Annotated in this window: 20 protein-coding genes and 1 pseudogene; 9 read left to right on the top strand and 12 right to left on the bottom strand. The window is 75.7% G+C overall.

Going from position 1 to position 23,455, the window contains the following annotated elements; all coding sequences use genetic code 11:
* A pseudogene (locus AB0C99_RS36700) lies at window positions 1-100 on the bottom strand (NUDIX domain-containing protein); the annotation flags it as partial.
* Between the two features lie 42 nt (window positions 101-142).
* Window positions 143-1,147, bottom strand: coding sequence for an NAD-dependent epimerase/dehydratase family protein (locus AB0C99_RS36695; RefSeq protein ID WP_362484378.1), 1,005 nt, complete (start codon window positions 1,145-1,147; stop codon window positions 143-145).
* Between the two features lie 179 nt (window positions 1,148-1,326).
* Here AB0C99_RS36695 and AB0C99_RS36690 point away from each other — a divergent pair, with 179 nt between their 5' ends.
* Both AB0C99_RS36690 and AB0C99_RS36685 read left to right on the top strand, forming a co-directional pair.
* Complete coding sequence (locus AB0C99_RS36690; protein WP_362484376.1) at window positions 1,327-1,593, top strand: DUF5133 domain-containing protein; 267 nt, start codon at window positions 1,327-1,329, stop codon at window positions 1,591-1,593.
* Window positions 1,594-1,662: 69 nt separating this feature from the next.
* The gene (locus AB0C99_RS36685; protein ID WP_362484374.1) at window positions 1,663-1,965 is read left to right on the top strand and encodes a hypothetical protein; all 303 of its coding nucleotides are present in this window, start codon (window positions 1,663-1,665) and stop codon (window positions 1,963-1,965) included.
* A gap of 19 nt (window positions 1,966-1,984) precedes the next feature.
* Here AB0C99_RS36685 and AB0C99_RS36680 read toward each other — a convergent pair whose 3' ends face one another.
* Complete coding sequence (locus tag AB0C99_RS36680) at window positions 1,985-2,524, bottom strand: CGNR zinc finger domain-containing protein (protein ID WP_362484372.1); 540 nt, start codon at window positions 2,522-2,524, stop codon at window positions 1,985-1,987.
* A 173-nt stretch (window positions 2,525-2,697) separates the two neighbouring features.
* Here AB0C99_RS36680 and AB0C99_RS36675 point away from each other — a divergent pair, with 173 nt between their 5' ends.
* A complete protein-coding gene (locus tag AB0C99_RS36675) occupies window positions 2,698-4,086 on the top strand; it encodes an MFS transporter (protein ID WP_362484370.1) in 1,389 nt (462 codons plus the stop codon).
* Here AB0C99_RS36675 and AB0C99_RS36670 read toward each other — a convergent pair.
* Window positions 4,045-5,280 carry a serine hydrolase gene (locus AB0C99_RS36670; protein ID WP_362484368.1) on the bottom strand — a complete coding sequence of 412 codons (1,236 nt, stop codon included), beginning with the start codon at window positions 5,278-5,280 and terminating at the stop codon, window positions 4,045-4,047. The genes AB0C99_RS36675 and AB0C99_RS36670 overlap by 42 nt on opposite strands.
* A gap of 234 nt (window positions 5,281-5,514) precedes the next feature.
* Between AB0C99_RS36670 and AB0C99_RS36665 the strand changes: the two genes are divergently transcribed.
* Window positions 5,515-7,518 (top strand): NAD-binding protein, encoded by a 2,004-nt coding sequence (locus AB0C99_RS36665; protein WP_362484379.1) that lies wholly within the window; start codon window positions 5,515-5,517, stop codon window positions 7,516-7,518.
* Window positions 7,519-7,564: 46 nt separating this feature from the next.
* Here the strand turns inward: AB0C99_RS36665 and AB0C99_RS36660 are convergent, their stop codons facing one another.
* From AB0C99_RS36660 to AB0C99_RS36640, 5 genes are all read right to left on the bottom strand, one after another.
* Window positions 7,565-7,810, bottom strand: a complete 246-nt coding sequence (locus AB0C99_RS36660) for a hypothetical protein (protein ID WP_362484367.1) — start codon at window positions 7,808-7,810, stop codon at window positions 7,565-7,567.
* 61 nt (window positions 7,811-7,871) lie between these two features.
* Complete coding sequence (locus tag AB0C99_RS36655) at window positions 7,872-8,351, bottom strand: NUDIX domain-containing protein (RefSeq protein ID WP_362484365.1); 480 nt, start codon at window positions 8,349-8,351, stop codon at window positions 7,872-7,874.
* A gap of 123 nt (window positions 8,352-8,474) precedes the next feature.
* Window positions 8,475-9,713 (bottom strand): FAD-dependent oxidoreductase, encoded by a 1,239-nt coding sequence (locus AB0C99_RS36650; protein ID WP_362484363.1) that lies wholly within the window; start codon window positions 9,711-9,713, stop codon window positions 8,475-8,477.
* The gene (locus tag AB0C99_RS36645; RefSeq protein ID WP_362484361.1) at window positions 9,710-11,134 is read right to left on the bottom strand and encodes an FAD-dependent oxidoreductase; all 1,425 of its coding nucleotides are present in this window, start codon (window positions 11,132-11,134) and stop codon (window positions 9,710-9,712) included. Before AB0C99_RS36645 ends, AB0C99_RS36650 begins: the two co-directional genes overlap by 4 nt.
* On the bottom strand, window positions 11,131-12,762 hold the full coding sequence (locus tag AB0C99_RS36640) for an FGGY family carbohydrate kinase (RefSeq protein WP_362484359.1): 1,632 nt from the start codon (window positions 12,760-12,762) through the stop codon (window positions 11,131-11,133). The genes AB0C99_RS36645 and AB0C99_RS36640 overlap by 4 nt, the downstream gene beginning before the upstream one ends.
* A gap of 328 nt (window positions 12,763-13,090) precedes the next feature.
* Between AB0C99_RS36640 and AB0C99_RS36635 the strand changes: the two genes are divergently transcribed.
* Both AB0C99_RS36635 and AB0C99_RS36630 read left to right on the top strand, forming a co-directional pair.
* Entirely contained in the window at window positions 13,091-14,086 is a 996-nt protein-coding gene (locus tag AB0C99_RS36635; protein WP_362484357.1) for a hypothetical protein, read from the top strand.
* 152 nt (window positions 14,087-14,238) lie between these two features.
* Entirely contained in the window at window positions 14,239-15,771 is a 1,533-nt protein-coding gene (locus AB0C99_RS36630) for an amino acid permease (protein WP_362484355.1), read from the top strand.
* 83 nt (window positions 15,772-15,854) lie between these two features.
* On the opposite strand, the gene AB0C99_RS36625 is transcribed toward AB0C99_RS36630, so the two are convergent.
* Entirely contained in the window at window positions 15,855-16,628 is a 774-nt protein-coding gene (locus tag AB0C99_RS36625; RefSeq protein WP_362484353.1) for a GntR family transcriptional regulator, read from the bottom strand.
* A gap of 202 nt (window positions 16,629-16,830) precedes the next feature.
* On the opposite strand from AB0C99_RS36625, the gene AB0C99_RS36620 reads away from it, so the two are divergent.
* The 3 genes from AB0C99_RS36620 to AB0C99_RS36610 all read left to right on the top strand — a co-directional run bounded on the left by AB0C99_RS36620 (window position 16,831) and on the right by AB0C99_RS36610 (window position 19,482).
* Window positions 16,831-18,171, top strand: a complete 1,341-nt coding sequence (locus AB0C99_RS36620; protein WP_362484351.1) for a DUF2252 domain-containing protein — start codon at window positions 16,831-16,833, stop codon at window positions 18,169-18,171.
* A 130-nt stretch (window positions 18,172-18,301) separates the two neighbouring features.
* On the top strand, window positions 18,302-18,766 hold the full coding sequence (locus tag AB0C99_RS36615) for a pyridoxamine 5'-phosphate oxidase family protein (RefSeq protein WP_362484349.1): 465 nt from the start codon (window positions 18,302-18,304) through the stop codon (window positions 18,764-18,766).
* 86 nt (window positions 18,767-18,852) lie between these two features.
* Window positions 18,853-19,482: a carbohydrate-binding module family 14 protein gene (locus AB0C99_RS36610; protein ID WP_362484347.1), complete on the top strand. Its 630-nt coding sequence runs from the start codon at window positions 18,853-18,855 to the stop codon at window positions 19,480-19,482.
* Between the two features lie 98 nt (window positions 19,483-19,580).
* Here the strand turns inward: AB0C99_RS36610 and AB0C99_RS36605 are convergent, their stop codons facing one another.
* Both AB0C99_RS36605 and AB0C99_RS36600 read right to left on the bottom strand, forming a co-directional pair.
* The gene (locus AB0C99_RS36605) at window positions 19,581-20,975 is read right to left on the bottom strand and encodes an FAD-dependent monooxygenase (RefSeq protein WP_362484345.1); all 1,395 of its coding nucleotides are present in this window, start codon (window positions 20,973-20,975) and stop codon (window positions 19,581-19,583) included.
* 130 nt (window positions 20,976-21,105) lie between these two features.
* Window positions 21,106-23,130: an NADPH-dependent 2,4-dienoyl-CoA reductase gene (locus AB0C99_RS36600; RefSeq protein ID WP_362484343.1), complete on the bottom strand. Its 2,025-nt coding sequence runs from the start codon at window positions 23,128-23,130 to the stop codon at window positions 21,106-21,108.
* Window positions 23,131-23,455: the final 325 nt, after the last annotated feature.

The raw sequence follows: 23,455 nt of genomic DNA, 5'->3' as shown, positions 1-23,455 counted from the left end.
CCTCGCGCATCCCGGCGCGGGCGGGCGGTTCGCCGGGCTCGACGACGCCGCCGGGGAACTCCCAGCCCGGCTTGTAAGTGGGGTCGACGAGGAGGTCCCGTCGCAGCCCGGAGGGAGGCGGACGGGAGTGTGACGACAGGACCTAGTCCCCGGCGCCCGACCGCAGCCCCCGCAGCAGCGCCTCCAGGGCCTCCACCGAGGTCCTGGCCGGCGCCCACCCCAGCTCCCGGCGCGCCCGCCCCGTCGCCAGCAGCGGCAGCCGCAGCACCGCGTCGAACAGCCCCGGCGACGAGGGCGCGACCCGCAGCCGCCAGGCCGCCGCCAGCGCGCCCCGCACCGCCGCGTTCGGCACCCGCACCGGGCGCGCGTCCAGCACCTCCGCGAGCACCGCCGTGTCCACCACCGGCTCCGCCGCCAGGTTGAACGCGCCCCGCACGTCCCGCAGCAGCGCCCGCCGGTACGCGTCCGCCGCGTCGTCCGTGTGCAGCGCCTGGAAGCGCAGCCCCGACAGCTCCGGCACCAGCGGCAGCAGCTCCGGCCGCAGCAGCCCGCCCGGCAGCAGGCGCCCCGCGAAGACCCGCCACTGCGCGCCCGCCGCCTCCTCCTTGAACTGGAAGCCCGGCCGCAGCCGCACCACCCGCGTCTGCGGCCGGTCCCGCTCGAAGCCGTCCAGGACCCGCTCCACGTACGCCTTCTCCCGCGTGTACGCGGCACCCGGCCAGCCGTGCGTCGGCCAGGACTCCGACACGGGCGCCCCGCCGCCCGGCCCGGGGGAGTAGGCCCCCACCGAGGACGCGTACACCAGCACCGGTACGTGCGCGGCGCCGACGGCCTCGAAGACCCGCACCGAGCCCAGCACGTTGGTCCGCCAGGTCGCCACCGGATCGTGCGTCGGCCCGAAGCGCCAGGCCAGGTGCACCACCGCGTCGGCCTCCGCCACGTACTGCGCGAGCCGGGGACCCACGTCCTCCCGCGCCAGGTCCACCGCGGCCCACTCCGCCGCCCCGAACGCCCGCCGGGGCGGCCGGCGGGACAGCCCCAGCACCGACCCGACCCGCGGCTCCCGTTCCAGCGCGCGCACCAGACTCGTGCCGGCGTTCCCCGTGGCGCCGGTGACGACGACGCGCAGCCCCTCGCCCGGAACCATCACCCCGACCTCCGCCCGTCCGCCTCGGCTCCCCTCACCTCGACCCTCCGCCCGGCGCGCCGCCCGCGCACGCCGGGAGCCCGCGCCGGTCACGGAGCGTGGCGCCGCGGGTCGCGTCGGTGAGCCGCAGCCCGCACGATGGTGGGGCCGGGGGACCAGGGCGTACCAGGAGGAAACGGATGCTGCTCCCCGACCGCGACACCATCGACCGGCTGCTGCGGAGCTACCGCGCCCAGGAACGCGCGATCCTTGCCCGGCCGGGCGACCCCGCGGTCCACCGGCGCTTCGAGGACACCGCGTACACGCTCTGCGTCCTCATGGGCGTACGCGGCGCTCCCGAGGCGGTCCATGCCGCCGAGCACTACCTGGCCGAGCCCCGCCCCGCCGTCCCGGCCCTGACACCCGGGGACGGTTCGGCGCGGGCGGGCGGGGTAGGCGCCGGGTAGGGCGCGCGGACGGCCGGAGCCGAAGGGCCCGGCGCCCGAGACCCGCGTCCGCCCCGGAGGTGTCCGGCGATGGACGGGACACGGCTCACGGCCCGGGAACGACGCGTCCTGGCCGAGATCGAGCGGGACCTGGCCCGGGATCGGCCCCGGCGCCACGGCCCCCGCGTGAGCGGACGCGCCACGGCCCTGCTCGCCGTCGCCGCCCTCGGCCTCTTCGCAGCCGCCGTCGTCACCGAGTCGCCGCCCCTCATCTGGGCCTTCGCCGCCCTGTGGGCGGCCACGCTGCTCTGTACCCTGCGCCTGCTGCTGGGCTGGTCGCACCGGCACCTGACGGGCGACGAGCGGCCCCGCCCGGACGAGCCGGACCGCTGAGCCGGACCGCCGGGCCGCCCTACGCCGGGGTGTCCGGGCCGGCCCCGGAGCGGGCCCTGCGGTGGGCGGCGACCCGCTCGCGCGTGGCGCACCGGCGGGAGCAGTAGCGGCGCTCCGGGCCGCTGCCCTGGGCGAGGAAGACGTGCTCGCAGGAGACCGAGGCGCAGATCCCGCCGGGCGGGCGCTGCCGGTCCCAGACGAGGACGGCCAGGGCCATGCACGAGGAGGCGAGGAACCAGGTGTCCCAGGGGGAGTCGTCGTCCGGGTCCAGGTGCGGATGCCAGGGCGAGCCGCCGCCGTGGGACGTGAGCCGCAGCGGGCCGGTGTGCTCCCGCAGCAGGCCGTTGAGGAGCTCCGCGGCCTCGTCGGTGTCCCCGGCGGCGAACACCGGCCGCAGCAGCCCGGCCGCCGCGCGCAGCCCGTCGACGTCCCGCGCGGTGAGGCCGAGCGGCCCGGTCTCGCCGTGCGCGAGGAGCACCCCGGCGACCTCCGCCGGGTCGGGCCGGGGCCCGGCGAGGGCGTTGAGCAGGGCGGCGGTCCGCTGGGCCGCCGTCAGCACGGAGAGGCGGGAGGCGCGGTCGTCGCGGGAGGGGGGTGGGGCGGGAGGCCGGGAGGGGGGTGAGGACGGAGGTGGGGCGGGGGACGGGGAGGAGGCTGGGGAAGGGGCTGGGGACACGCCGGGACTGTAACGCATCTTGCGGGGTTTTGAGTTACCTCCGTACCGTCCTCCCGGTGAAGACGCGCTACACACTCCGCCGGTACCTCACCGGCGCCGTCGCCGCCCGCGCGGGCGACGAGATGGCGGGACCCGCGCTGATGCTGGCGGCGTTCGCGCTGTCCGGATCCGGTTCCGGGGCCGCGTTCCGCGCGGCGGCGCTGCTCGCCGGTGTCACGGTGGCCGCCGCGGTCGGCGGGCCGGTGCTCGGCGCGCTCCTCGACCGGGCCCGCCGGCCCGGCCGTCTGCTGGCGGTGGCCCTCGCCCTGTACGCGACGGGCCTGGGCACGGTCCTCGCGGGCCTGGGCCGGCTGCCGTTCGGCGTCACCCTCGCCCTCGCGGTCCTGACCGGGCTGCTCGGACCGGCCCTGTCGGGCGGGTGGACCTCCCAGCTCCCGTCCGTCCTGCCGCCCGACCGGCTGCCCCGGGCGAACGCCCTGGACGCCCTGACGTTCAGCGCGGCGAGCCTCGCCGGACCGGCGCTGGCGGGCGGCGTGGCGGAGACGCTCGGCGCCCCGGCGGCCGTGGTCGCCTCCCTGGCGCTCATCGCGGCGGCCCTGCCCGCCGCCTGGACCCTCCCCGCCCGCCCGCGCGGGACGCCGGAGGCACCCGCGCCGCATACGGCTTCGGCGGCGCCACGGCCCCCGAAGCCGCCCGCGCGGGGACCTGTCGCGCCGGTCCTGGCGGCCCGCTTGGTCCGCTCGGCCCGCGCGCTCCGCGCGGCCCGGGCGGTCGTCTCGACTCGGGCCGCCCGCTCCGCCCGCTCCGCCCGTTCCGCCCGCGCGATCCGCGCGGTCCTCGGCGACGTCGTCGCCGGATTCCGGGCCATCGCCGGGCGTCCCGCGCTGGCCGGGGCGACCCTCTCCTCCGCCGTGTCCTGCGCGGCCCAGGGCATGTTCACCGCGTGCCTTCCGCTGCTCGGCGCGCGCGTCCTCGGCGAGGCCGGGCGCGGGGCCCTGCTGCTCTCCTGCACCGCGGTCGCCGCCATGGCAGCCAACGCCGTGCTGGCCCGCTTCCCCGCCCTGCTCGCCCCCGACACGCTCCTGCGGGCCGGGGCGCTCGTCCAGGCGGCGGCGACGGCCCTGGCCGCCGGGGGCCGCCCCGGGCTCCTCGTCGCCGCCGCGCTCCTCGCCGGGTGCGGCGAAGGGCCCCAGCTCACCGCCCTGTTCGCGATCCGCCACCGGGAGGCGCCGGCCCGGCTGCGCGGCCAGATCTTCACCACCGGAGCCAGCCTGAAGATCACCGGCTTCGCCGTGGGGGCGGCCGTCGCCGGACCGCTCGCCCCCTACAGCCTCACCGGCACCTTGGTGCTCGCCGCGGGTGTCTCCGTCCTCGCCGCCCTGGCGCCCCGCCTCGTACGCGGCTCAGTTCCCGCGCGCCCCGAACCGGCGCCACAGCCACAGTGACAGGGCCGCCCCGAGCGCCGAGCCGACCAGGGCCAGCGGCAGCCCGGCCGTCCGGCCCGAGGGGGTCGCCTCGCCGTGCTGCCCTTCCTGCGCCTCCGGGCCCGCCTGGACGCTGTCCCGCGCGGTGCTGTGCACGGCCCGCCGGACCTTCTCGCGCGGCGCCTTCGCCGGTGTCAGGGAGCCCACCGGCTGCACCCGGCCCGCCGCGTCGAAGCCCCAGTCGAGCAGCTCCCGGGCCTCCTCGTACACCGCGAAACCGCCGCCGCCCTGCGGGTTCATCACCGACACGACCAGCGTGCGCGCCTCGCGCCGGGCGCCGACCACCAGCGTGTTGCCCGCGTTGCTGGTGTAGCCGTTCTTGATCCCGATGAGCCCCGGGTAGCGGGCCACCCCGTCGGCGCCGGTCAGCAGCCGGTTCGTGTTGGCGATGCCGTACGACCAGCCGCCGGCCGGGAAGTCCGCGTACCGAGTCGAGCAGTAGCGGGTGAACTGCGGGTCCTGGAGCCCCGCCCGCCCGAACACCGCCAGGTCGTACGCGGAGGAGACCTGCCCCGGCGCGTCGTAGCCGTCCGGCGACACCACGTGCGTGTCCCGCGCGCCCAGCGCCCGCGCCTTCTCCTGCATCAGCCTCGACATCGCGTCCCAGCCGCCGTTCATCGCCGCCAGGACGTGCACCGCGTCGTTGCCGGAGCTGAGGAAGACGCCGTTCCACAGGTCCGACACCTTGTACGTGTACCCCTCCTTCACCCCGACGAGGCTGCTGCCCTCGCCGATCCCGGTCAGCTCCTCGTCGCTGACCGTGTGCCGCTCGGCCGCCTCGTGCCGGGGCAGCGCGGTCAGCGCGAACAGGGTCTTCAGCGTGCTCGCGGGCGGCAGCGGCCGGTGCGCGTCCCGGGCCGCCAGCACCTCGCCGGTGGCCGCGTCCGCCACCACCCACGACAGCGCCGAGACGGAGGGCAGCCCCGGCGCGCCCCGCAGCGGCTGCACCTGCGTACCGGAACGGTCGAGCCGGGCCGGATCGACGAAGGACCGCGCCGGGGGCATCGGCTCGGCCGCCGACGCCCCGAGGCGCGTGCGGGCGGCGGGGGCCCCGGGAGCGGACGGGGCGGCGGCCGTGGCCGTGGCGGCCGGCAGGGCGAGCAGCAGCACCGCGGCACCGGCGGTGGCATGACGGACAGCTGGCGTGACGATCATTCAGCCACCCTAGGAAGGGCTCGGGGAGCCCGCAGGGCGAAGTGCGCCGACCGGCGTAGCGGCTCTGCCGGAGGGTGGGCGCGTCGCCGTCGGCGGGCGCCCGGCGCGCTGCTCCGCACGGGCGAACGGCCCGCTGTCCGAGCCGCAGGGCATCCTGGTGACGTGTCCTCATTCCCGAACCAGAGCAGGCCCGTTGCCCCCGCGGGCCCCGACGGCGCCGCCCCCGCCGAGCACATGATCGTCTGCGGTGACGACGTGCTGGCCCACCGCCTCGCGGCGGAGCTGCACGAGATGTACGGGGAGCGCGTCACCCTGCTCGTCCCCGCGCCCGGCGACGCCCCGAGCCGCCCCGCCGCCGCCCGCACCGGGCGCGCCGCGGCCCTGTTCGGCCGGGTCACCGCCGCAGTCAGCCGCACCACGGGCGGGACCGGGGGATCGGGCGGCTCCGGTTCCGGTCCAGGCTCCGCCGGTGACCAGCGCGGCGGCGGCGCGCCCCGCCCGATCCTCGTCGTGGAGGCCGCCGAGGCCGACGACCAGGCCCTGCTCGACGCCGGTGTCCGGCGGGCCGCCGCGCTGGCCCTCGTCCACGAGGACGACGAGCGCAACATCCGGGCCGCCCTCGCCGCCCGCCGGCTCAACCCCCGGCTCCGCCTGGTCATCCGGCTCTACAACCGCAAGCTCGGCCAGCACCTCGCCACCCTCCTCGACCAGGCCGCCGCCGTCTCCGAACCCGGCCTCGACCCCGAGAAGCTCGACGCGGCGACCACCGTGCTCTCCGACGCCGACACCGCCGCCCCCGCCCTGGCGGCCACCGCGATCGCCGGGAGCAAGAAGGTGGTCCAGGCCGGCGGACTGCTGCTGCACGCCGTGGACCGCACCCCGCCCGCGCCCGGCGAGGTCGCCGACCCCGGCCTGTGCACCCTGGCGCTGCTGTCCGCGACGGCCACCGACCCCGCCGGCAGCGAGGGCTCCGAGTGCAGCGGCGACCAGGGGCCGCGGCTGCTGCCCGACGACGCGGCCGTCGCCGCCGCCACCGGGCGCGGCATCGTCGCCCTGGAGGCCGTCAGCTACGAGGGCCCCGCGCAGGCCACCGGCTGGTTCGGCGGCTCCACCCTGCCCGTCGGCTCGCTCTTCTCCCGGCGGCTGCGCTGGTCCCTCGCCGGTGTCGCCGCCGCCGTCCTCGGGCTCGCCCTCGCCTCCACCTTCGCCACCGGCGACCACCCCCTGCACGCCGCCTACCTGACCCTGCTCGACGTCTTCGCCATCGGCGACCCCGCCGTGGGCGAGCCGACCAGCCGTCAGCTGCTCCAGATCCTCGCCGGATTCGTCGGCCTGCTCCTGCTGCCCGTCCTCGTCGCGGCCCTCCTCGAAGCCCTCGGCACCTTCCGCTCCGCCACCGCCCTGCGCCGCCCGCCCCGCGGCCTCTCCGGCCACGTGGTGCTGCTTGGCCTCGGCAAGGTCGGCACCCGGGTCCTCGCCCGGCTGCGCCGGATGGACATCCCGGTGGTCTGCGTGGAGGCCGACCCGGAGGCCCGCGGCCTCGCCCTCGCCCGCAGGCTGCGGGTCCCGACCGTCATCGGCGACGTCACCGAGGAGGGCGTCCTGGAGGCCGCCCGCATCCACCGGGCCCGCGCCCTGCTGGCCCTGACCAGCGTGGACATCACCAACCTGGAGGCGGCGCTGCACGCCCGCTCGATCAGCCCCGACCTGCGGGTGGCGCTGCGGCTCTACGACGACGACTTCGCCACCGCCGTCTACCGCACCCTGCGCGCGGCGCACCCCGACGCCCTCACCCGCAGCCGCAGCGTCTCCCACCTGGCGGCGCCCGCCTTCGCCGGGGCCATGATGGGGCGCCAGGTCCTGGGCGCCATCCCCGTGGAGCGCCGGGTGCTGCTCTTCGCCGCGCTCGACGTCACCGACCACCCCCTCCTGGAGGGCCGCACGGTCGCCGAGGCGTTCCGTCCCGGGTCCTGGCGGGTCATCGCGCGCGGCGCGGCGGGCGTCCCCGCGAACCGCTCCGGCTACGGCCTGGTCTGGCAGCTCCCGCCCGGCGACCTCCTCGGCCCCGGCGACCGCGTGGTCGTCGCCGCCACCCGCCGGGGCCTCGCAGAACTCCTCGGCCGCCGCCCCGGCCGCCAGGACCCGCCGGACAGCCCCGCGTCCGCCGCACCCGCCCCCGGTGACGCACCCGACCCGGAGCGCCGGACCGAGCGCCGGGGCGAGGCGCGCGGACGCTGAGACCCGGCGGGGCCGGGGCCCGGACGGAGGCCCCGGCCCCGCCGGGTCATCCGGGCCTGCCCCGCTCCACGGCGGGGGACGCCCGCAGGGCGGCCACCAGATGGAGCAGCTCCGCCTCGTTCCCCGTGAAGCCCGCCGCGCGCAGCGCCTCGTCGGCCTCGGCCATCGGATGCGTCAGCATCGCCGCCGCGAACGGTTCGAGGCGCGGATCGGCGAGGACCGCCTGGGTGGATTCGAGCAGGCGCAAGTACGCCTGGGCGGCGGCGCGCTCACGGCCGGTGATCGTCGTCATGTCGGGCTCCCCTTCGAGATGCGGCGGTCGTCCTCACCACCCTCTCTCACGGGTCTGACAATCAGGCCCCTGGCCCGCCGAGGTGCTCCGCCAGGCGCTCCAGGAAGGTCTGCTGACCCGCCACCAGCAGCGGCGCCGCCGCCTCGGGGGCGAACCAGCCGACCCGGTCGATCTCGGGGAACTCCCGCAGCGTGCCCGAGCCGCGCGGCCACTCCATGGTGAACGTGCCCGGCACCACCCGCGCCGGGTCCAGGTCGGCCTCGACGGCCCACACCACGACCGTCTTCCCGTTCGCCTGCCGGGACTCGCCGAGCGCCACCCGCTCCCCGTCCGGCGCCGGGAACCCCAGCTCCTCCTCGAACTCGCGGTGCGCGGCGTCCAGGGGCGGCTCCTCGGGCCCGTACTCGCCCTTCGGGATGGACCACGCGCCCGTGGACCGCCCGGCCCAGAACGGGCCGCCCATATGGCCGATGAGCACCTCCGTACCGCCGTCGGGGGTCCTGCGGTAGAGGAGGAGACCGGCACTGCGCTTGTCGGACATAGCGCCCAGTGTGGCGGAATCCGCGCCCCGGCGGTATCCCGCGCGGTCCCGCGCGGTCCCGCGCGGTCCCGCGCGGGGCCACGTGGTGTCCCGCGCGGGGCTACGACGGTGTCCCGCGCGGCGCTACGGCCTGTCGAGCCGCAGCAGCACCGGGCCGCCCGCCGGGTCCACGTCCGCCGTCCAGCCGGTGGGCGGGCGCACCGAACGGTGCGGGTCCACCGGCCCCGCCAGCCGCCCCTCGTACAGCACCCGGTCGTCCTGGACCACCGTCAGCAGCGGCCGGAACAGGCGCTCGGCCGGGCGCAGCAGCAGTGCCGGGGCGGTCGCCGCCGGGGCTTCGGTGAGGCGGCCGGGGGAGGCCCAGCGCACGCCGCCCGCGGGGGTGAGCGGGACCCCGGGGCCCGGCCAGGGCGCGCCCGCGAGCCGGTCGAGGACGGCGGCGGCGACCGCGCGGCCCTCGGCGGCGGCCACCACCGCGGGCTCCACCCCGCGCAACAGGTTGCCCACCGCGAAGACACCCGGCACCGGCGTACGGAAGGCGGTGTCGACGGCCGGGCCGCGGGTCGCCGGGTCGAGCGGGACGCCGCCGGAGCGGGCCAGTTCGTGGTCGGGGATCCAGTCGCCGGTGAAGACGACCGTGTCGCAGCGCAGCAGCGCGGTGCGCCCGTCGGCGGCCCGCACCACGACGCCCGAGAGGCGCCCCCGGCCCACGAGTTCGACCACGGTCGCCCCGCGCAGCACCGGCGGCGGCAGGCGCGGCCCGCGCGGGCGGTCCGCGACGACGGCCACCACGCTCACCCCGGCCCGCCGCAGGGTCCGCACCGCGTGCCGGGCGACCGGCTCCGAGCCGACGACGACGGCCCGCCGCCCGATCCGCTCGCGGCGCAGCCCGAACAGCTCGACGGACTGCTGGAGCTCGCCGGTGCTGAACACCCCGGCGGGCCGGCTGCCCGGCACCAGGCGGGCGCTGCGCGGGCGTTCGCGGGCACCGGTGGCGAGGACCACCGCCCGCGCGGTGATCCGTTCGAGGCCGCTGGGCGACGTCACCTCCAGGGTCAGCGGGCCGGCCCAGCCCGTCGCGCTCACCCCGGTCCTGACGGCCGCCCCGGCCCGTACGGCGGCGCGCACCGCCCGGCGGGCGTAACCGGGCCCGGTGAACGGCCCGAAGCCGCCGCGCGCGCAGTGCCGGGGCACCCCGCCCGCCTCCTGCTCCCGCTCCAGGACCTCGACGCGGCCCGCGCCCCCGGCGGCGAGCCGGGCCGCCGCGGCCAGCCCGGCGGGGCCGCCGCCCACGACGAGGACGTCCACCGCGCGGTCCGCCGCCGTCCCCGGCCCGGCCCCCGCCTCTGCCGTATCCGTCACGCCGTGCCCTCCTCGAACAGCGCCCGCACGGCCGCCCCGCACGAGAAGCCCTGGCAGCGTCCGCCGCGCGCGCGGGTCCTGCGCCGCAGCCCGTCGAGCGAGGCGGGCGGCACGGTGGAGGCGAGCGCGTCGCGGATCTCGCCCCGGGTGACCCGCTCGCAGTGGCAGACGATCTCGCCGTACGCGGGGTCGCGGGCGATGCGCGCGGCGTCCCGGTACGGGCGGGGGAACGCCTCGCCCAGGTTCGGCATCGCCACCGGGGCGAGCGGCCGTTCGGGCCCGAGCTCCAGGCCCGCGCCGGCGAGCAGTTCCACGGTGTGCCGGCCGAGGGCGAGGGAGGCGGTGAGCCCGGTGGAGCGGATCCCGCCCACGGTGACGTACCGCAGCTCCGGGTGGGCGGCGATCCGGTAGTCCTCGGCGCCGGTCGCGGCCCGTAGCCCGGCGTAGACGGCGGTGACCTCCTCGTCCAGCAGCGCGGGCAGGATCCGGCGCCCCTGGGCGCGCAGTCCGGCGAGGCCCTCCGCCGTGGAGCCGGTCGCGGTCTTGTCGTCGAGGTCCTCGGCGGTCGGGCCGAGCATCACGTTGCCGTACACGGTCGGCGCGATGAGCACGCCCTTGCCGAGGGCGCCCGGCACCGGCAGCAGGATGTGCCGGACGAGCCCGCGCGCGAACTTGTCGAAGACGAGGAGCTGGCCGCGCCGCGGGGTGACGGCGAAGTCGTACCGCCCGACGAGCGCGTCGAACGCGTCGGCGTACAGGCCGCAGGCGTTGACCAGGTAGCGGGCGCGCAGGACGCCGCGCCGGGTGATCAGCCGGTGCGGCGCCTCCGGGCCGCCGGGCCGCACCTTCTCGACCGGGCAGTCCAGGTGCAGGTCGGCCCCGGACCGCACGGCCTGGGTGGCGTAGGCGAGCGGGGTGGTCCAGGGGCAGACGATCGACTCGTCGGGCACCGCGAGCGCGCCGAGCGCCCCGGGGCCCAGGTGGGGTTCGAGGGCGCGGAGTTCGGCGGCGCCGACGAACCGGGTGCCGTGGTGCCCGTTGCGGGCGGCCTTGGCGGCGAGGCCGGGGAGCGCGGCGAGCTGCTCCTCGTCCCAGGCGACGAGCAGCGCGCCGACGGGCTCGACCGGGATGCCGGCCTCCCGGGCGTACGCGGTCAGGAGCCGGGAGCCCTCGCGGACCAGCCGGGCCTCAAGCGAGCCGGGGACGGCGTCGAAGCCGGTGTGCAGGATCGCCGTGTTCGCCTTGGAGCTGCCCTCGCCGACGTCCCCGGCGGCCTCCACGAGCGCGACCCGCAGCGAGGGGTACCGGGCCAGCTCCCGCGCGATCGCGCAGCCGACCACACCGGCGCCGACCACGACCACGTCGTACGCGCCGCCCGGCACCGCGCTGTCCGGCAGCGCCCCGCGACGGGTGACGCTCACGGGGCGGTCACCCCGAGGGGCGCGCCGGGGGGCGTGGCCGCTCCGGCGGGGTTGGTCGGGGAGGCGCCGGATCCCGGGGCTTCGGCTCCTGAGGCGCCGGATCCCGGGGCGCCGTCCGGCCCCGCGTCGGGTCGTCCGTCCGGACCCGCGCCTGCCCCCGCGCCGCTCCCGGGCCCCGCCCCCGCGCCCCGCGCGGGCCCCGCCGTGAGCAGCCCGTCCACGGCGGCGCGGAAGCGGGCCAGGCGCTCCCCCGCCTCGGCGGGCGTGATGCGGGGCTCGTACACGGCGGAGGGCTTCCACTCCGGTACGGCCTCGTGGACGGCGAGCCCGGGGGAGTGGCCGAGGCGGGCGACCGCCGCCACGCCGAGCGCCGTGGCGTCCGGGAGCGCGGAGACCTCGACGGGCCGCTGGAGCAGGTCGGCCTGCGTCTGCATCAGCAGCGCCGAGCGGGTCAGCCCGCCGTCCACCCGCAGCGCGGTCAGCGGGGCGCCGAGGTCGGCCGCCGCGGCCCCGGCGAGCTCCACCACCTGCGCGGCGATCCCCTCGCACAGGGCCCGCACCAGATGCCCGGGGCCGGTGTCGAGGCCCAGGCCGGTGAGCGAGCCGCGCACCTCGCCGCGCCACCAGGGGGCGGCGAGTCCGGCGAGCGCCGGGACGAAGGTGACGCCGCCCGCGTCGGGCACCGAGCCGCCGACGGGGTCCAGGTCGGCGGCCCCCGAGATCACGCCGAGGCCGGTGAGCCAGCGGACGGCGGAGGCGGCCGTGAAGACCTGTCCGTCCAGGCAGTAGCTGGTGCGCCCGCGCAGCCGCCAGGCGACGCAGGACACCAGGCCGGAGTCGCCCCGGCGCGGCGCGGCGCCGGTCTGGGCGAGCAGGAACGCCCCCGTGCCGTACGTGCACTTGGCGGTGCCCGGCTCGGTGACGTGCTGGGCGAGCAGGGCGGCCTGCTGGTCGACGAGGAGCCCGGTCAGCGGCAGCGGCGGCCCGAAGGCGGTCGTGGTGCCGATTGGCGTGTCGCAGTCCACCACGCGCGGCAGGCGCTCCCCGCCGAGGCCGTAGACGTCGAGCGCGGCCCCGGACCAGGCGGCGGTGTCCAGGTCGAGCAGTCCGGTGCGGCCCGCGGTGGCCGTGTCGGTGACGAAGGCTCCCGTGAGCCGGTGGACGAGCCAGGAGTCGCTCGTGGTGACGACTCCGGCCCCGGTGAGGCTGCGGCGGATCCAGGCCATCTTCGGCGCGGCGAAGTAGGGATCGAGCGGCAGACCGGTGATACGTTTCAACTCCGTTTCATGCATGGTGAGTTGAGAGCAGAGTGCGGCGGCTCTGCGGTCCTGCCAGACGAGGGCGTCGGTGAGCGGTTCCCCGGTCGACGGGTCCCAGGCGAGCACGGTCTCGCCCTGGTTGGCGAGGCCCACCGCGACGACGGGCGCGCCGGCCTCGGCGAGCGCCGCGCGGCCGGCCGCGACGACGGAGCCGTACAGCTCACGGGGGTCGACCTCGACCAGTCCGCCGGGCAGGGCGCGGGGGTGCACGGGGGCGAAGCCGGTCCCGATCACCCCGCGTTCGGGGCAGACGACGAGCGCCTTGGTGCCCGACGTGCCCTGGTCGACGGCGAGTACCGGGCCCGTCATGCGCGCGACTCCCTGCTGCTGTGCGGTGGGTGGGGATCCTTGATCGTGGAACCGGTCAGCCTGATGCAGCGGGGGCGCCCCGTCAAGGTTTCCGTGGAGATCCCGTCAGTTTCCGAAACATCACTGACATGAAGTCAAATTCGGTCGCTGGCTTGATAGTTACGGTCACGGATGAAAGTGGACCGGTCACGTCCAGCGACCTCTATAGTGATCGCCGATCAACGGCCGGGATGGCCAAGGGGACCGACCAGCCCCTCCACCCACCTCACCGAGGAATGATGTCTCCCACCCGCCACCCGGCGCCCCCCACCCCCCGCACGGCCCCCTGATGGCCGCGCATGGTTTCCGGCCCGTCTACCACCCGGCGGGCCACGACCACGCCTTACGGGGTGCCGTCCAGGACCTGCGCACCGGCCGCTGGGTGGCCATGGCCCGGCTCCTCGACGAGACCACCGGCTGGCCGGGCTGGACCCGCCGCACCCAGGTCCTCGCCGCCGTCGCCGCCGGCACCGACGTCGTCGCCGCCTGGCGCGCCGAGCAGCCCGACTCCATCGCCGCCGCCGTCATGCACTCCCGCGTCGCCGTCGAGCGGGCCGTCCGCGCCCACCGCGCCGCCCACGCCCGTACCCGCGAGCTCTGGCAGGAGGCGTGGACCGCCTGCCGGGAGGCCGTCGAACGGGCCCCCGCCGACCCGGTGCCCTGGGTCGGCCGGCTCGCCCTCTCCCTCCTCGACACCAGGCAGGGCATGGCCGAACACCGGCTCCCGCCGCCCGCGCCCATGCTGCCGCCCGGCCCCTGGGGACTCCTCGCCGAGGCAGAGAAGCGCGACCCGCACAACCGGGAGGCGCACCACCGGATGCTCCAGTTCGTCTACGCCCGGCGGCCCGGACCGCTCTCCGAGGCCGTCAACTACGCCCAGTGGGCCTCCTCCTCCGCCCCCGTCGGCTCCGCGCTGCACGCCCTTCCGCTGTACGTGCGGGTCGAGCGCTACCGGCGCGACCGGGGCCACGAGCGCGCCCTCGACCTGCACTGGGTCGCCGAGGACGCGGTCCGCGACGCGCGCCGCGCCATGGACACCTGGTTCCTCTTCTGCGCCACCGAGGAAGCCAGCCTGCTCGACCTCAACCACCTGGCCCACGCCCTGTACGGCGCGCTCAAGTTCGCCGACGGGGCCCGGGTGTTCGAGGCCCTCGGCCCGTACTGGACCCCGCAGCCCTGGGCGTACCGCACGCCCGTCCCCGACGAACGCGGGCCCGCCGAGGAGGTCTTCTTACGCGCCAGGGCCCGCTGCCTCGGCGCACCGGAGTCCCGCCAGGGGTCCTGACCCCGACCGGCCGCCGCCGTCGCCCCGCTCTCTCCGCCCCCCCCGCATATCCCCCCGTACGCCCGTGAGCCCGCAGCCCGTAAGTCCGCAAGTCCGTAGGTCCGTAAGCCCGTGAGCTCGCACGTCCGTACGTCCCGTCCCCGGAGGAACGCATGTCCCGCACCACCCCGACCGACGCGATACGCAAGCCGCCACCGGCCCAGGACGCCGAGGAGGCGAGGCTGAGAGAGCTCGGCTACCAGCCGGTCCTCGCCCGCCGGATGGGCGGCTTCGGCAACTTCGCCATCAGCTTCTCGGTCATCTCCGTCCTCTCCGGCTGCATGACCCTGTACGGCTTCGGCCTCGGCACCGGCGGCCCCGCCGTCATGCTCTGGGGCTGGGCCGGTGTCGGGCTCTTCGTGTTGTGCGTCGGTCTCGCCCTCGCCGAGGTCACCAGCGCCTACCCCACCTCCGGGGCGCTCTACTACATGGCCGACCGGCTCGGCGGACGCCGCTGGGGCTGGTACACCGGCTGGCTGAATCTGCTCGGTCTGCTCGGCGCCATCGCGGGCATCGACTACGGCGCCGCCCTGTTCACCGGCGCCTTCCTCAACCTCCAGTGGGGCATCGCCCCCACCCCCGGCTCCACCTTCCTGATCTTCCTGGTGATCCTGCTGGTCCACGCCGTGCTCAACCTCTACGGCGTCCGCCTGGTCAGCGTCCTCAACTCGATCAGCGTCTGGTGGCACCTCGGCGGCGTCGCCCTCATCGTCGGCGCGCTCGCGATCGTGCCCGACCACCACCAGTCCGCCAGCTTCGTCTTCACCGAGTTCGTGAACGACACCGGCTGGGCCAACCCGCTCTACGTCGCCGCGATCGGCCTGCTCCTCGCGCAGTACACCTTCTCCGGCTACGACGCCTCCGCCCACCTCTCGGAGGAGACCGCGAACGCCTCGGTGACCGCCGCCAAGGGCATCGTCCGCGCCATCTGGGCCTCCTGGATCGCCGGTTTCGCCCTGCTCGCCGGGCTCACCTTCGCCATCCAGGACTACGTGGGCACCCAGAACAGCGCGACCGGCGTGCCGCCCGCCCAGATCCTCCTGGACGCGCTCGGCGAGGGCGGCGCCAAGGCGCTGCTGCTCGTGGTGATCGTGGCCCAGCTCTTCTGCGGCAACGCGGAGGTCGCCGCCGCCAGCCGCATGGTCTTCGCCTTCAGCCGCGACAACGCGCTGCCGGGCTCCGCGCTCTGGCGCCGCGTCAGCAGCCGCACCCAGACCCCGGTGCCGGCCGTCTGGCTGTCCGTCGCGGTCGCGGCGGTCCTCGCCCTGCCGTCGCTGTACTCCGCCACCGCGTACGGGGCGGTCACCGCCATCAACGTCATCGGCATCACGCCCGCCTACGCCATCCCGATCTACCTGCGGCTGCGCAAGGGACGCGACTTCGTCCCCGGCCCGTGGAACCTGGGCCGCTGGAGCAGGCCGATCGGCTGGATCGCGGTGGTCTGGGTGGCCGGTGTCACCGTCCTCTTCTGCCTGCCGCAGAAGTCGCCGGTGACCGTCGACAGCATGAACTACGCGGTCATCGCGCTGGCCGTGGTGCTCGTGCTCGCCAGCGTGTGGTGGTACGTCGCCCGCCGCTCGTACGGGACCCCCGCGGCGTACGGCAACGCCCGCGAGGAGGCGGAGATCGCCGAGGGCATCGTCTGACGGGACAAGACCGTACGGGCCCGGATCGGAGGTGGCGGCGGGCTGCCGGGCGGGCGGGGTGGACGGGCCCCGCCGGCCGGGTGTCAGCCGCTGAACTCGTAGGTCCAGGAGCCCGTCCGGGCCGCCACGTCGATGTCGGTGACCTCCAGCGCGTGCCCGTGCTGGTCGCTCACCACCCGGTGGACGCTCAGCCGCGCCGCCCCCGAGGACATCCGGTCCGCCGGATGCCCCGCGGTGTCCTGCGGCACCCCGACCGACTCCCGGTGTGTGGTGCGCAGCCCGGCGTGGTGCATCCAGTGGTAGAGCAGCCGCAGGTCGGGCCGCTGCCGGGAGTGCTCGGCGCCGCGCCGGTAGCGGGCGAGCTGCGGGATCTCCAGGAGCGCGGGCCGGGAGAACCAGGACACCGACCGCTGGAGCGAGACCCCCGAGGGGGTCAGCACCGCGTGCCGGTGCACCAGCGTCGGCTCCCCGGGCGCCAGCGACAGCCGCGCGGCGAGCGCCCCCGGCGGCGCCTCCCAGGACAGCGCGGCGCGCACCAGCGCGTCGGCCGCCCGGGGCCCGCCGGGGAAGGAGCGCCGCGGGGCCGTCCCGCCGGCCCCCCGCTGCTCCTGGTCCGCCGAGGCGGCGAAGGTGCCCCGCCGGTCGGTGACCACGAGCCGCTCGTCCCGCAGGAGCTGGAGCGCGCCGCGCACGGTCTGCCGGTTGACGTGGAAGCGGTGGGCGAGGTGGCGCTCGGACGGCAGTCGGCTGCCGGGGGAGATGCGGCGCTGGATGAGGTCGTCCCGAAGCACTGCGGCGACCCGGAGGTAGAGCGGAAGCGCCGCCCTCGGTCCGGGCTCGGAAACGGGCTCGGCCATGTCACGGACCCTCTCTGTCATGCAGGGTTCGACCCTTGCTCGGTGTGAGCGTTCGAACCGTGTGGGTGAGCAATTCCTATCATTGGTCTAAACCATTCTGGAAGTCCGTTCGCCGAGAGTGGCCGAATCGTGTGTCCCGTTTTGTAATGGATCGCAACGGAACAGCGGAGGCAGCGGCGGTGGAAGAAGCGGGTGAGGCCGGATGACGACACCCTCCGAACGGGCCGAGAGAGGCCGGGCCGCGCGCAAGCGCGTCCCCCGCTCCTCGCACGGCCGCTGGATACCCTCCTCGCAGCGCCCCGACCCGCTGGACGTCCTGGAACGCCAGTCCCACGACCGGGTCCCCGAACTCGTCCCGATCCGCTACGGCCGCATGGCCGTCTCCCCCTTCGCCTTCCTGCGCGGCGCCGCCGCCGTGATGGCCGCCGACCTCGCCGCCCAGCGCCACACCGGGCTCACCGTGCAGCTCTGCGGCGACGCCCACCTGCTCAACTTCGGCGTGTTCGGCTCACCCGAACGGACGCTCCTCTTCGACGTGAACGACTTCGACGAGACGCTGCCCGGCCCCTTCGAGTGGGACGTGAAACGGCTCGCCGCCTCCATCGCCGTCGCCGCCCTCCAGAACGGCACCCCCAAAGCCAAGGCCCACCGCGCCGCCCAGATCTCCGCCGAGGGCTACCGCGCCGCCATGCGCCGCCTCGCCGGGCTCGGCGAACTCGACGTCTGGTACGAGCGGATCTCCGCCGAGGACGTCGCCTCCCTGGTCAGCCGCACCGCCGACCGCAAGCGCCTGGAGAAGCGGCTCGCCCACGCCCGCCGCCGCACCAGCCTCCAGGCGTTCGCCAAGCTCACCCGGAAGGACGAGACCGGGCGGCACATCGTCGAGGACCCGCCGCTGCTCGAACGAGTCACCGACGTAGACCGGGTCACCATCGGGAAGATCTTCAGCGACTACCGCAGCTCGCTCTCCGAGGAGCGCCGGATGCTCCTCGACCGCTTCCGCTACGTCGACGCCGCCCGCAAGGTCGTCGGCGTCGGCAGCGTCGGCACCCGCTGCTTCATCCTGCTCCTGGAGGGCCGCGACGACACCGACCCGCTCTTCCTCCAGATCAAGGAGGCCGGGCCCTCGGTCCTGGAGCAGTACCTCGTCCCCAGCGTCTTCGGCCACCAGGGCCGCCGGGTCGTCTGCGGGCAGCGCCTCACCCAGGCCGCCAGCGACATCTTCCTCGGCTGGATGACCGGACCCGAGCAACGCCACTTCTACTGGCGCCAGTTGCGCGACATGAAGGGCTCCGCCGAGGTCGAGACCATGTCCCCGGCCGTGCTCCGCCAGTACGCGCGGCTGTGCGGGCGGGCCCTCGCCCGCGCCCACGCCCGCTCCGGAGACCGCATCGCCATCGCCTCGTACCTGGGCTCCTCCGACGTCTTCGACCGGGGCGTCGCCGACTTCGCCCTGCGCTACGCGGCCCAGAACGCCGACGACTACGCGGCCCTCAGCGCCGGCATCGCGGCCGGCGTGGTGACGGCCGCCCCGGGGGTGTGACCCGCTCGGACATGACGAAAGTCCCGCCACAGAAGGGACGTTGGTCCATGGGAGAGGTGGATTTCGGCGCGCCGAATCCGTCGTACGGTGGAAGGCCCGAACCGTACGCGTCTGAGCCGGGAGCTTCCTCATGCGCCATTCCGACCGGCTGCGCGAGGCGCTGGCCGCCCACACCACCCTGTCGCTCGCCTACGCCGACGAGGACGGGCCGGGCGCCTGCGCCGTGCTCTACGCCGTCAGCGACACCGGCGGCCTCGTCTTCCTCACCGCCCGCTCCACCCGCCACGGCGTCGCCCTCGCCCGGCAGGCGCCGGAGGCGCGCGTCGCCTTCACCGCGCACCGGGACGGACAGGCGTGGCCCTCGCTCACCGGCGTCCAGGGCCGCGGCCTGTGCGTGCGGGCGAGCGGCGAGACGCTGGCGGCGGCGCGCGCCGCGTACGCGCGCCGCTACCCCTTCGTCGCCACGACCGGACGCCTCGCCCGCGCCCTGTCCCGCGCGGACCACTGGGAGATCCGGCCGACCTGGCTGCGTCTCGTCGACAACGGCCGGGGCTTCGGGCACCGGACGGAGTGGAACGCCGCGGAGCAGGGCTAGGCCGTGTCCCCCCCGCGAAGAGAGGCGCGGCATCCGCGGTTGGCGAGAAACCCTATGGTGACTCAACGTCCTTGATCCGTAGCGTTATGTCGCCAACGAAAGCCACTGTGAAGGGGACCGCGATGCGGGCGGCAGTCAATCGGATGATCGGGACCATGGCCATGGGGGCGAGCGCGGTGCTGGCCGTGTCGGGGACGGCGTGGTCCGCCCCGGCCTCGGCGTCATCAGCGGAGGCCGGCAACTCCGTCGGCGTCTGCGTGGCCGGAACGGGCTTGTTCGCCCACCCCGACGAACCCCACTTGTTCGTGCATTGCGAGGGGTCGGCTCCGTACATCAAGGAGTGCCCCCCAGGCATGGAATTCAACCGCAGCCTGACCACCTGCGACTGGCCGGATTCGGCCGATGCCGACCCCACGGGAGTCGTGGTCACGGCCCGGCCCGCCTCGCTGAGCCTGCTGCCGCTCCAGGTCAAGAACCTGTCAGCCAAAGCCCAGTACGACGACGTGATCTACGCCGGCACCTTCCGCTTCACCACCACGAGCGGGACCGTGCTGTGCACGGCCACCACCGACGCCGAAGGTGTGGCCACCTGCGACAGCAAGCCGGGGCTGCTCGCCCCGGCCGCGAGTCTCCTCCTCGGCTACAAGGCCGAGTTCACGCCGAACACGTCCACCGTCAAGCCGCGCACCGGCACGGGTGCCGTGAACCCCCTGTAGCGCCTTCCGGTGCGTGGACGGCGTGGACGGCGTGATCCGTCAGTTCATGTCGGCGCACCACACCCGGGAGCGAGGAACCACCGACTCTACGGACACCCCTAAGCCTGCTCGCGCAGCAGCGGCGGGCCCTGCGGGGTGTCCGGCGCCGGGCGGAAGAGCACCGCGCGCGCCACCGACGGCCTGAACAGGACCGTCAGCGGAGCCGTCAGTGTCAGCGCCTCCCGGAACGGGGTGCCCACCACCGGGTCGCCCGCCACCCGCTCCTGTACGCGGCGCAGGTACCAGCCCGTCAGCCGGTCCGCGGGACCCGGCTTGAGCGCGTCCCCGGTCGCCCCCGGCATCTTCTTGTCCGCGCCCGCCGAGATGTCCCACGCCTGCTTCGACGCCTCGAACAGCGCCCGCTGCACCCGCAGCGTCGTCGGGGTGCGGCGCGGGTCGGCGAGGGCCTTGCGCAGCGCCAGCGCCGAGAGCGCCGCGACCGCCATGCCCTGCCCGTAGATCGGGTTGAAGGCGCACAGCGCGTCACCCGTCGCCAGGAAACCGGCCGGGCGGCGCCCCGGACGGTCGTAGCGGCGCCGCACGTTGTCCGTCTTGCGGGCACCGAACACCGGGGTCAGCGGCTCCGCCTTCGCCAGCCACTCGCTCACCACCGGGTGCGGCAGCTTCGCCGCGAACTCCTCGAACAGGCCGTCCTCCGTCGGCGGCGCGTCGTCCCGCAGCCCCGACAGCGTCACCACGTGCCGTCCGTCGCCCAGCGGCACCACCACCCCGCCGTACACCTGCGACGGGCCCGGCACCACGTAGTAGCCGAGAGCGTCCGTCGACGCGTCGTCCTCCGGAGCGCGGTACAGGCGCGTGCCGTACGCCAGGCCCGTGTCCAGCCTCTCCTCGTGCGGGGCCTCCGCCCCTATCGCCGTCAGCCACTCCGGGGCCCGCGTCGAGCGCCCCGAGGCGTCCACCACGAGATCCGCCTCCACGGCCCGCGGCTCCCGGTCCGCGCCCGAGCCCCGCTCGCGCACCAGCACGCCCCGTACCCGTGACGCGTCGCCCAGCAAGCCCACCGTCTCCGTCGCCTCGACCAGCTCGATACGGGGGTCGGCGGCGACGCGCTGCCGCACCAGCCACTCCAACTGCGGGCGCGGGCCGGTGTAGAAGTGCGCCGTCGCCTCCGACCGCACGTACCACTGGCCGTTCTGCCACTGGATCATGTCCTGGGGGATGCCCACCTTGGGCGCGCCCAGGGCCACCAGTTCGCGCATGAACCCGGGCAGCAGCTCGTCCAGTGCCCGCTGGCCGCCCTCGATCAGCACATGGAGGTGCCGGCCCTGTGGGACGCCCGGCCGTGCCTCCTGGCCCTCCGGGTAGCGGTCGCGTTCGATCACCGTCACCCGCTCGGCGTGTTCGCTCAGCACCCTCGCGGCCAGCAGGCCCGCGAGACTTCCCCCGATGACGACCGCGTGACGCGTCCCGCGGTGCCCCAACTCCGCTGCCATCCTCGCCCTTTCGCGTGCGTGGAAGTGCCGGTCCGTCCAGTGCTGACCAGTATCCACGTACGTGGGGTGGAGTGGGGTGCGTTGAGTTGAGGTGGGGTGGGTTGAGTTGAAGTGGGGTGTGCCGCCCCGCTCACAGGGCGGCGGCGAGCCTCGTGCCCTGGTCGATCGCCCGCTTGGCGTCCAGCTCCGCCGCCACGTCCGCCCCGCCGATCAGGTGCGCCGTACGGCCCGCCGCGACCAGCTCCTCGTACAGGCCGCGCCGCGGCTCCTGGCCCGTGCACAGCACCACCGTGTCGACGGGCAGCACCTTCGCCTCGCCGTCGATCGTCACGTGCAGGCCCGCGTCGTCGATCCGCTCGTACGACACGCCCGCCACCATCGTCACGCCGCGGTGCTTCAGCTCCGTGCGGTGGATCCAGCCCGTCGTCTTGCCGAGGCCCGCCCCGACCTTCGTCGTCTTGCGCTGGAGCAGGTGCACCTGGCGCGGCGGCCGGGGGCGCTCCGGGGCGCGCAGGCCGCCCCGCGACTCGTACGCCGTGTCCACGCCCCACTGCCGGAAGTACGTCTCCGGGTCCTGGCTCGCGCCCTCGCCGCCGTCGGTCAGGAACTCCGCCACGTCGAAGCCGATGCCGCCGGCGCCCAGGATCGCCACCCGCTCGCCGACCGGCGCGCCGTGCCGCAGCACGTCCAGGTACCCGACCACGCTCGGGTGGTCGACACCCTCGATCTCCGGGGTGCGGGGGGTCACACCGGTGGCCACCACCACCTTGTCGTACTCCGCCAGGTCGTCCGCCGACACCAGCGTGTCCAGGCGCACGTCCACGCCCCGCTCGGCGAGCTGGACACGGAAGTAGCGCAGCGTCTCCTCGAACTCCTCCTTGCCGGGCACCCGCTTGGCGACGTTCAGCTGGCCGCCGATCTCCGCCGCCGCGTCGAACAGCGTGACCGCGTGCCCGCGCTCCGCCGCCGACACCGCGCAGGCCAGGCCCGCCGGGCCCGCGCCGACGACCGCGACGCGCTTGGCGCGGCGGGTGGGGGAGAGGACCAGCTCCGTCTCGTGGCAGGCGCGCGGGTTCACCAGGCACGACGTGATCTTCAGGCTGAAGGTGTGGTCCAGGCACGCCTGGTTGCAGCCGATGCAGGTGTTGATCGTCTCGGCGCGGTCCGCCGCCGCCTTCGCCACGAAGTCCGGGTCGGCCAGGAACGGGCGGGCCATCGACACCATGTCGGCCCGGCCCTCGGCGAGGAGCCGCTCGGCGACCTCGGGCGTGTTGATGCGGTTGCTCGTGACGAGCGGGATCGACACCGCGCCCATGAGCCGCTTCGTCACCCACGTGTACGCGCCACGCGGCACCGAGGTCGCGATCGTGGGGATGCGGGCCTCGTGCCAGCCGATGCCGGTGTTGATGATCGTGGCGCCGGCCGCCTCGATCTCCTTCGCGAGGGCCGTCACCTCGTCGAGCGTCGAGCCGCCCGGGACCAGGTCCAGCATGGACAGCCGGTAGATCACGATGAAGTCCGTGCCCACCCGCTCCCGGATCCGGCGCACGATCTCCAGCGGGAAGCGGACCCGGTTCTCGTACGAGCCGCCCCAGCGGTCGGTGCGGTGGTTGGTCGCGCTCGCGATGAACTCGTTGATCAGGTAGCCCTCGGAGCCCATCACCTCGACGCCGTCGTAGCCGGCCTCCTTGGCGAGCTCCGCGCAGCGCACGTAGTCCTCCACGGTCTGCTCGACCTCCGCGTCCGACAGCTCGTTCGGCGCGAACGGGCTGATCGGGGCCTTGATCGGGCTCGGGGCGACCAGGGCGGGGTGGTAGGCGTAGCGGCCGAAGTGGAGGATCTGCATCGCGATCCGGCCGCCGGCCTCGTGCACCGCGTCGGTGATCAGGCGGTGCTCGGCGGCCTCTTCGGCGGTCGTCAGCTTCGCGCCGCCGTCCCAGGGGCGGCCGGCGTCGTTCGGGGCGATGCCGCCGGTGACGATGAGGCCCACGCCGCCCCGGGCGCGCTCCGCGTAGAACGCGGCCATCCGCTCGAAGCCGTGCTCCGCCTCTTCCAGGCCCACGTGCATGGAGCCCATGAGCACCCGGTTGGGCAGCGTGGTGAAACCAAGGTCCAGCGGGCTCAGCAGGTGCGGGTACGGGGTGGTCGGAGCCATGGGGGCGCCTCCTCGCGCGGGGTCGTCACGGACTGTTGTAGACGACGCGTGGAGGCTTGTGCAACTAGTTGCATAAGGGTGGGTAGGGGATGTGGGGCATGCCACAGGTGGGTGTGGGTGTGGGTGTGGGTGTGGGTGTGGGTGAGTGGCTGTGGGTGTGGGTGAGTGGCTGTGGGTGGGCGGGTGCCGGTGGGTGGGTGCTTTTGCCCGTGGGTGGTGCGGGGGCGGGGCGGGGGTAGGGGGTGTCCGGACTGCGACCTTCACTTCGCTTCGCTCGTTACGGGCGCCGCCACGTCCGAGCTCCCGGCGCAGCCCCGGGAACAGC

Source organism: Streptomyces sp. NPDC048659 (assembly GCF_040650575.1).
In the GTDB taxonomy this organism is placed as follows: domain Bacteria; phylum Actinomycetota; class Actinomycetes; order Streptomycetales; family Streptomycetaceae; genus Streptomyces.
Note: the sequence above shows the minus strand (reverse complement) of the source record. Positions and strands in the feature narration are given on the sequence as shown.

Coding starts and splice junctions, on each gene's coding strand:
- AB0C99_RS36695 (WP_362484378.1), bottom strand. CDS start 1,147: ATGGTTCCGGGCGAGGGGCTGCGCGTCGTCGTCACCGGCGCCACGGGG.
- AB0C99_RS36690 (WP_362484376.1), top strand. CDS start 1,327: ATGCTGCTCCCCGACCGCGACACCATCGACCGGCTGCTGCGGAGCTAC.
- AB0C99_RS36685 (WP_362484374.1), top strand. CDS start 1,663: ATGGACGGGACACGGCTCACGGCCCGGGAACGACGCGTCCTGGCCGAG.
- AB0C99_RS36670 (WP_362484368.1), bottom strand. CDS start 5,280: ATGATCGTCACGCCAGCTGTCCGTCATGCCACCGCCGGTGCCGCGGTG.
- AB0C99_RS36665 (WP_362484379.1), top strand. CDS start 5,515: ATGATCGTCTGCGGTGACGACGTGCTGGCCCACCGCCTCGCGGCGGAG.
- AB0C99_RS36660 (WP_362484367.1), bottom strand. CDS start 7,810: ATGACGACGATCACCGGCCGTGAGCGCGCCGCCGCCCAGGCGTACTTG.
- AB0C99_RS36655 (WP_362484365.1), bottom strand. CDS start 8,351: ATGTCCGACAAGCGCAGTGCCGGTCTCCTCCTCTACCGCAGGACCCCC.
- AB0C99_RS36640 (WP_362484359.1), bottom strand. CDS start 12,762: ATGACGGGCCCGGTACTCGCCGTCGACCAGGGCACGTCGGGCACCAAG.
- AB0C99_RS36635 (WP_362484357.1), top strand. CDS start 13,091: ATGGCCGCGCATGGTTTCCGGCCCGTCTACCACCCGGCGGGCCACGAC.
- AB0C99_RS36630 (WP_362484355.1), top strand. CDS start 14,239: ATGTCCCGCACCACCCCGACCGACGCGATACGCAAGCCGCCACCGGCC.
- AB0C99_RS36625 (WP_362484353.1), bottom strand. CDS start 16,628: ATGGCCGAGCCCGTTTCCGAGCCCGGACCGAGGGCGGCGCTTCCGCTC.
- AB0C99_RS36620 (WP_362484351.1), top strand. CDS start 16,831: ATGACGACACCCTCCGAACGGGCCGAGAGAGGCCGGGCCGCGCGCAAG.
- AB0C99_RS36615 (WP_362484349.1), top strand. CDS start 18,302: ATGCGCCATTCCGACCGGCTGCGCGAGGCGCTGGCCGCCCACACCACC.
- AB0C99_RS36610 (WP_362484347.1), top strand. CDS start 18,853: ATGTCGCCAACGAAAGCCACTGTGAAGGGGACCGCGATGCGGGCGGCA.
- AB0C99_RS36605 (WP_362484345.1), bottom strand. CDS start 20,975: ATGGCAGCGGAGTTGGGGCACCGCGGGACGCGTCACGCGGTCGTCATC.
- AB0C99_RS36600 (WP_362484343.1), bottom strand. CDS start 23,130: ATGGCTCCGACCACCCCGTACCCGCACCTGCTGAGCCCGCTGGACCTT.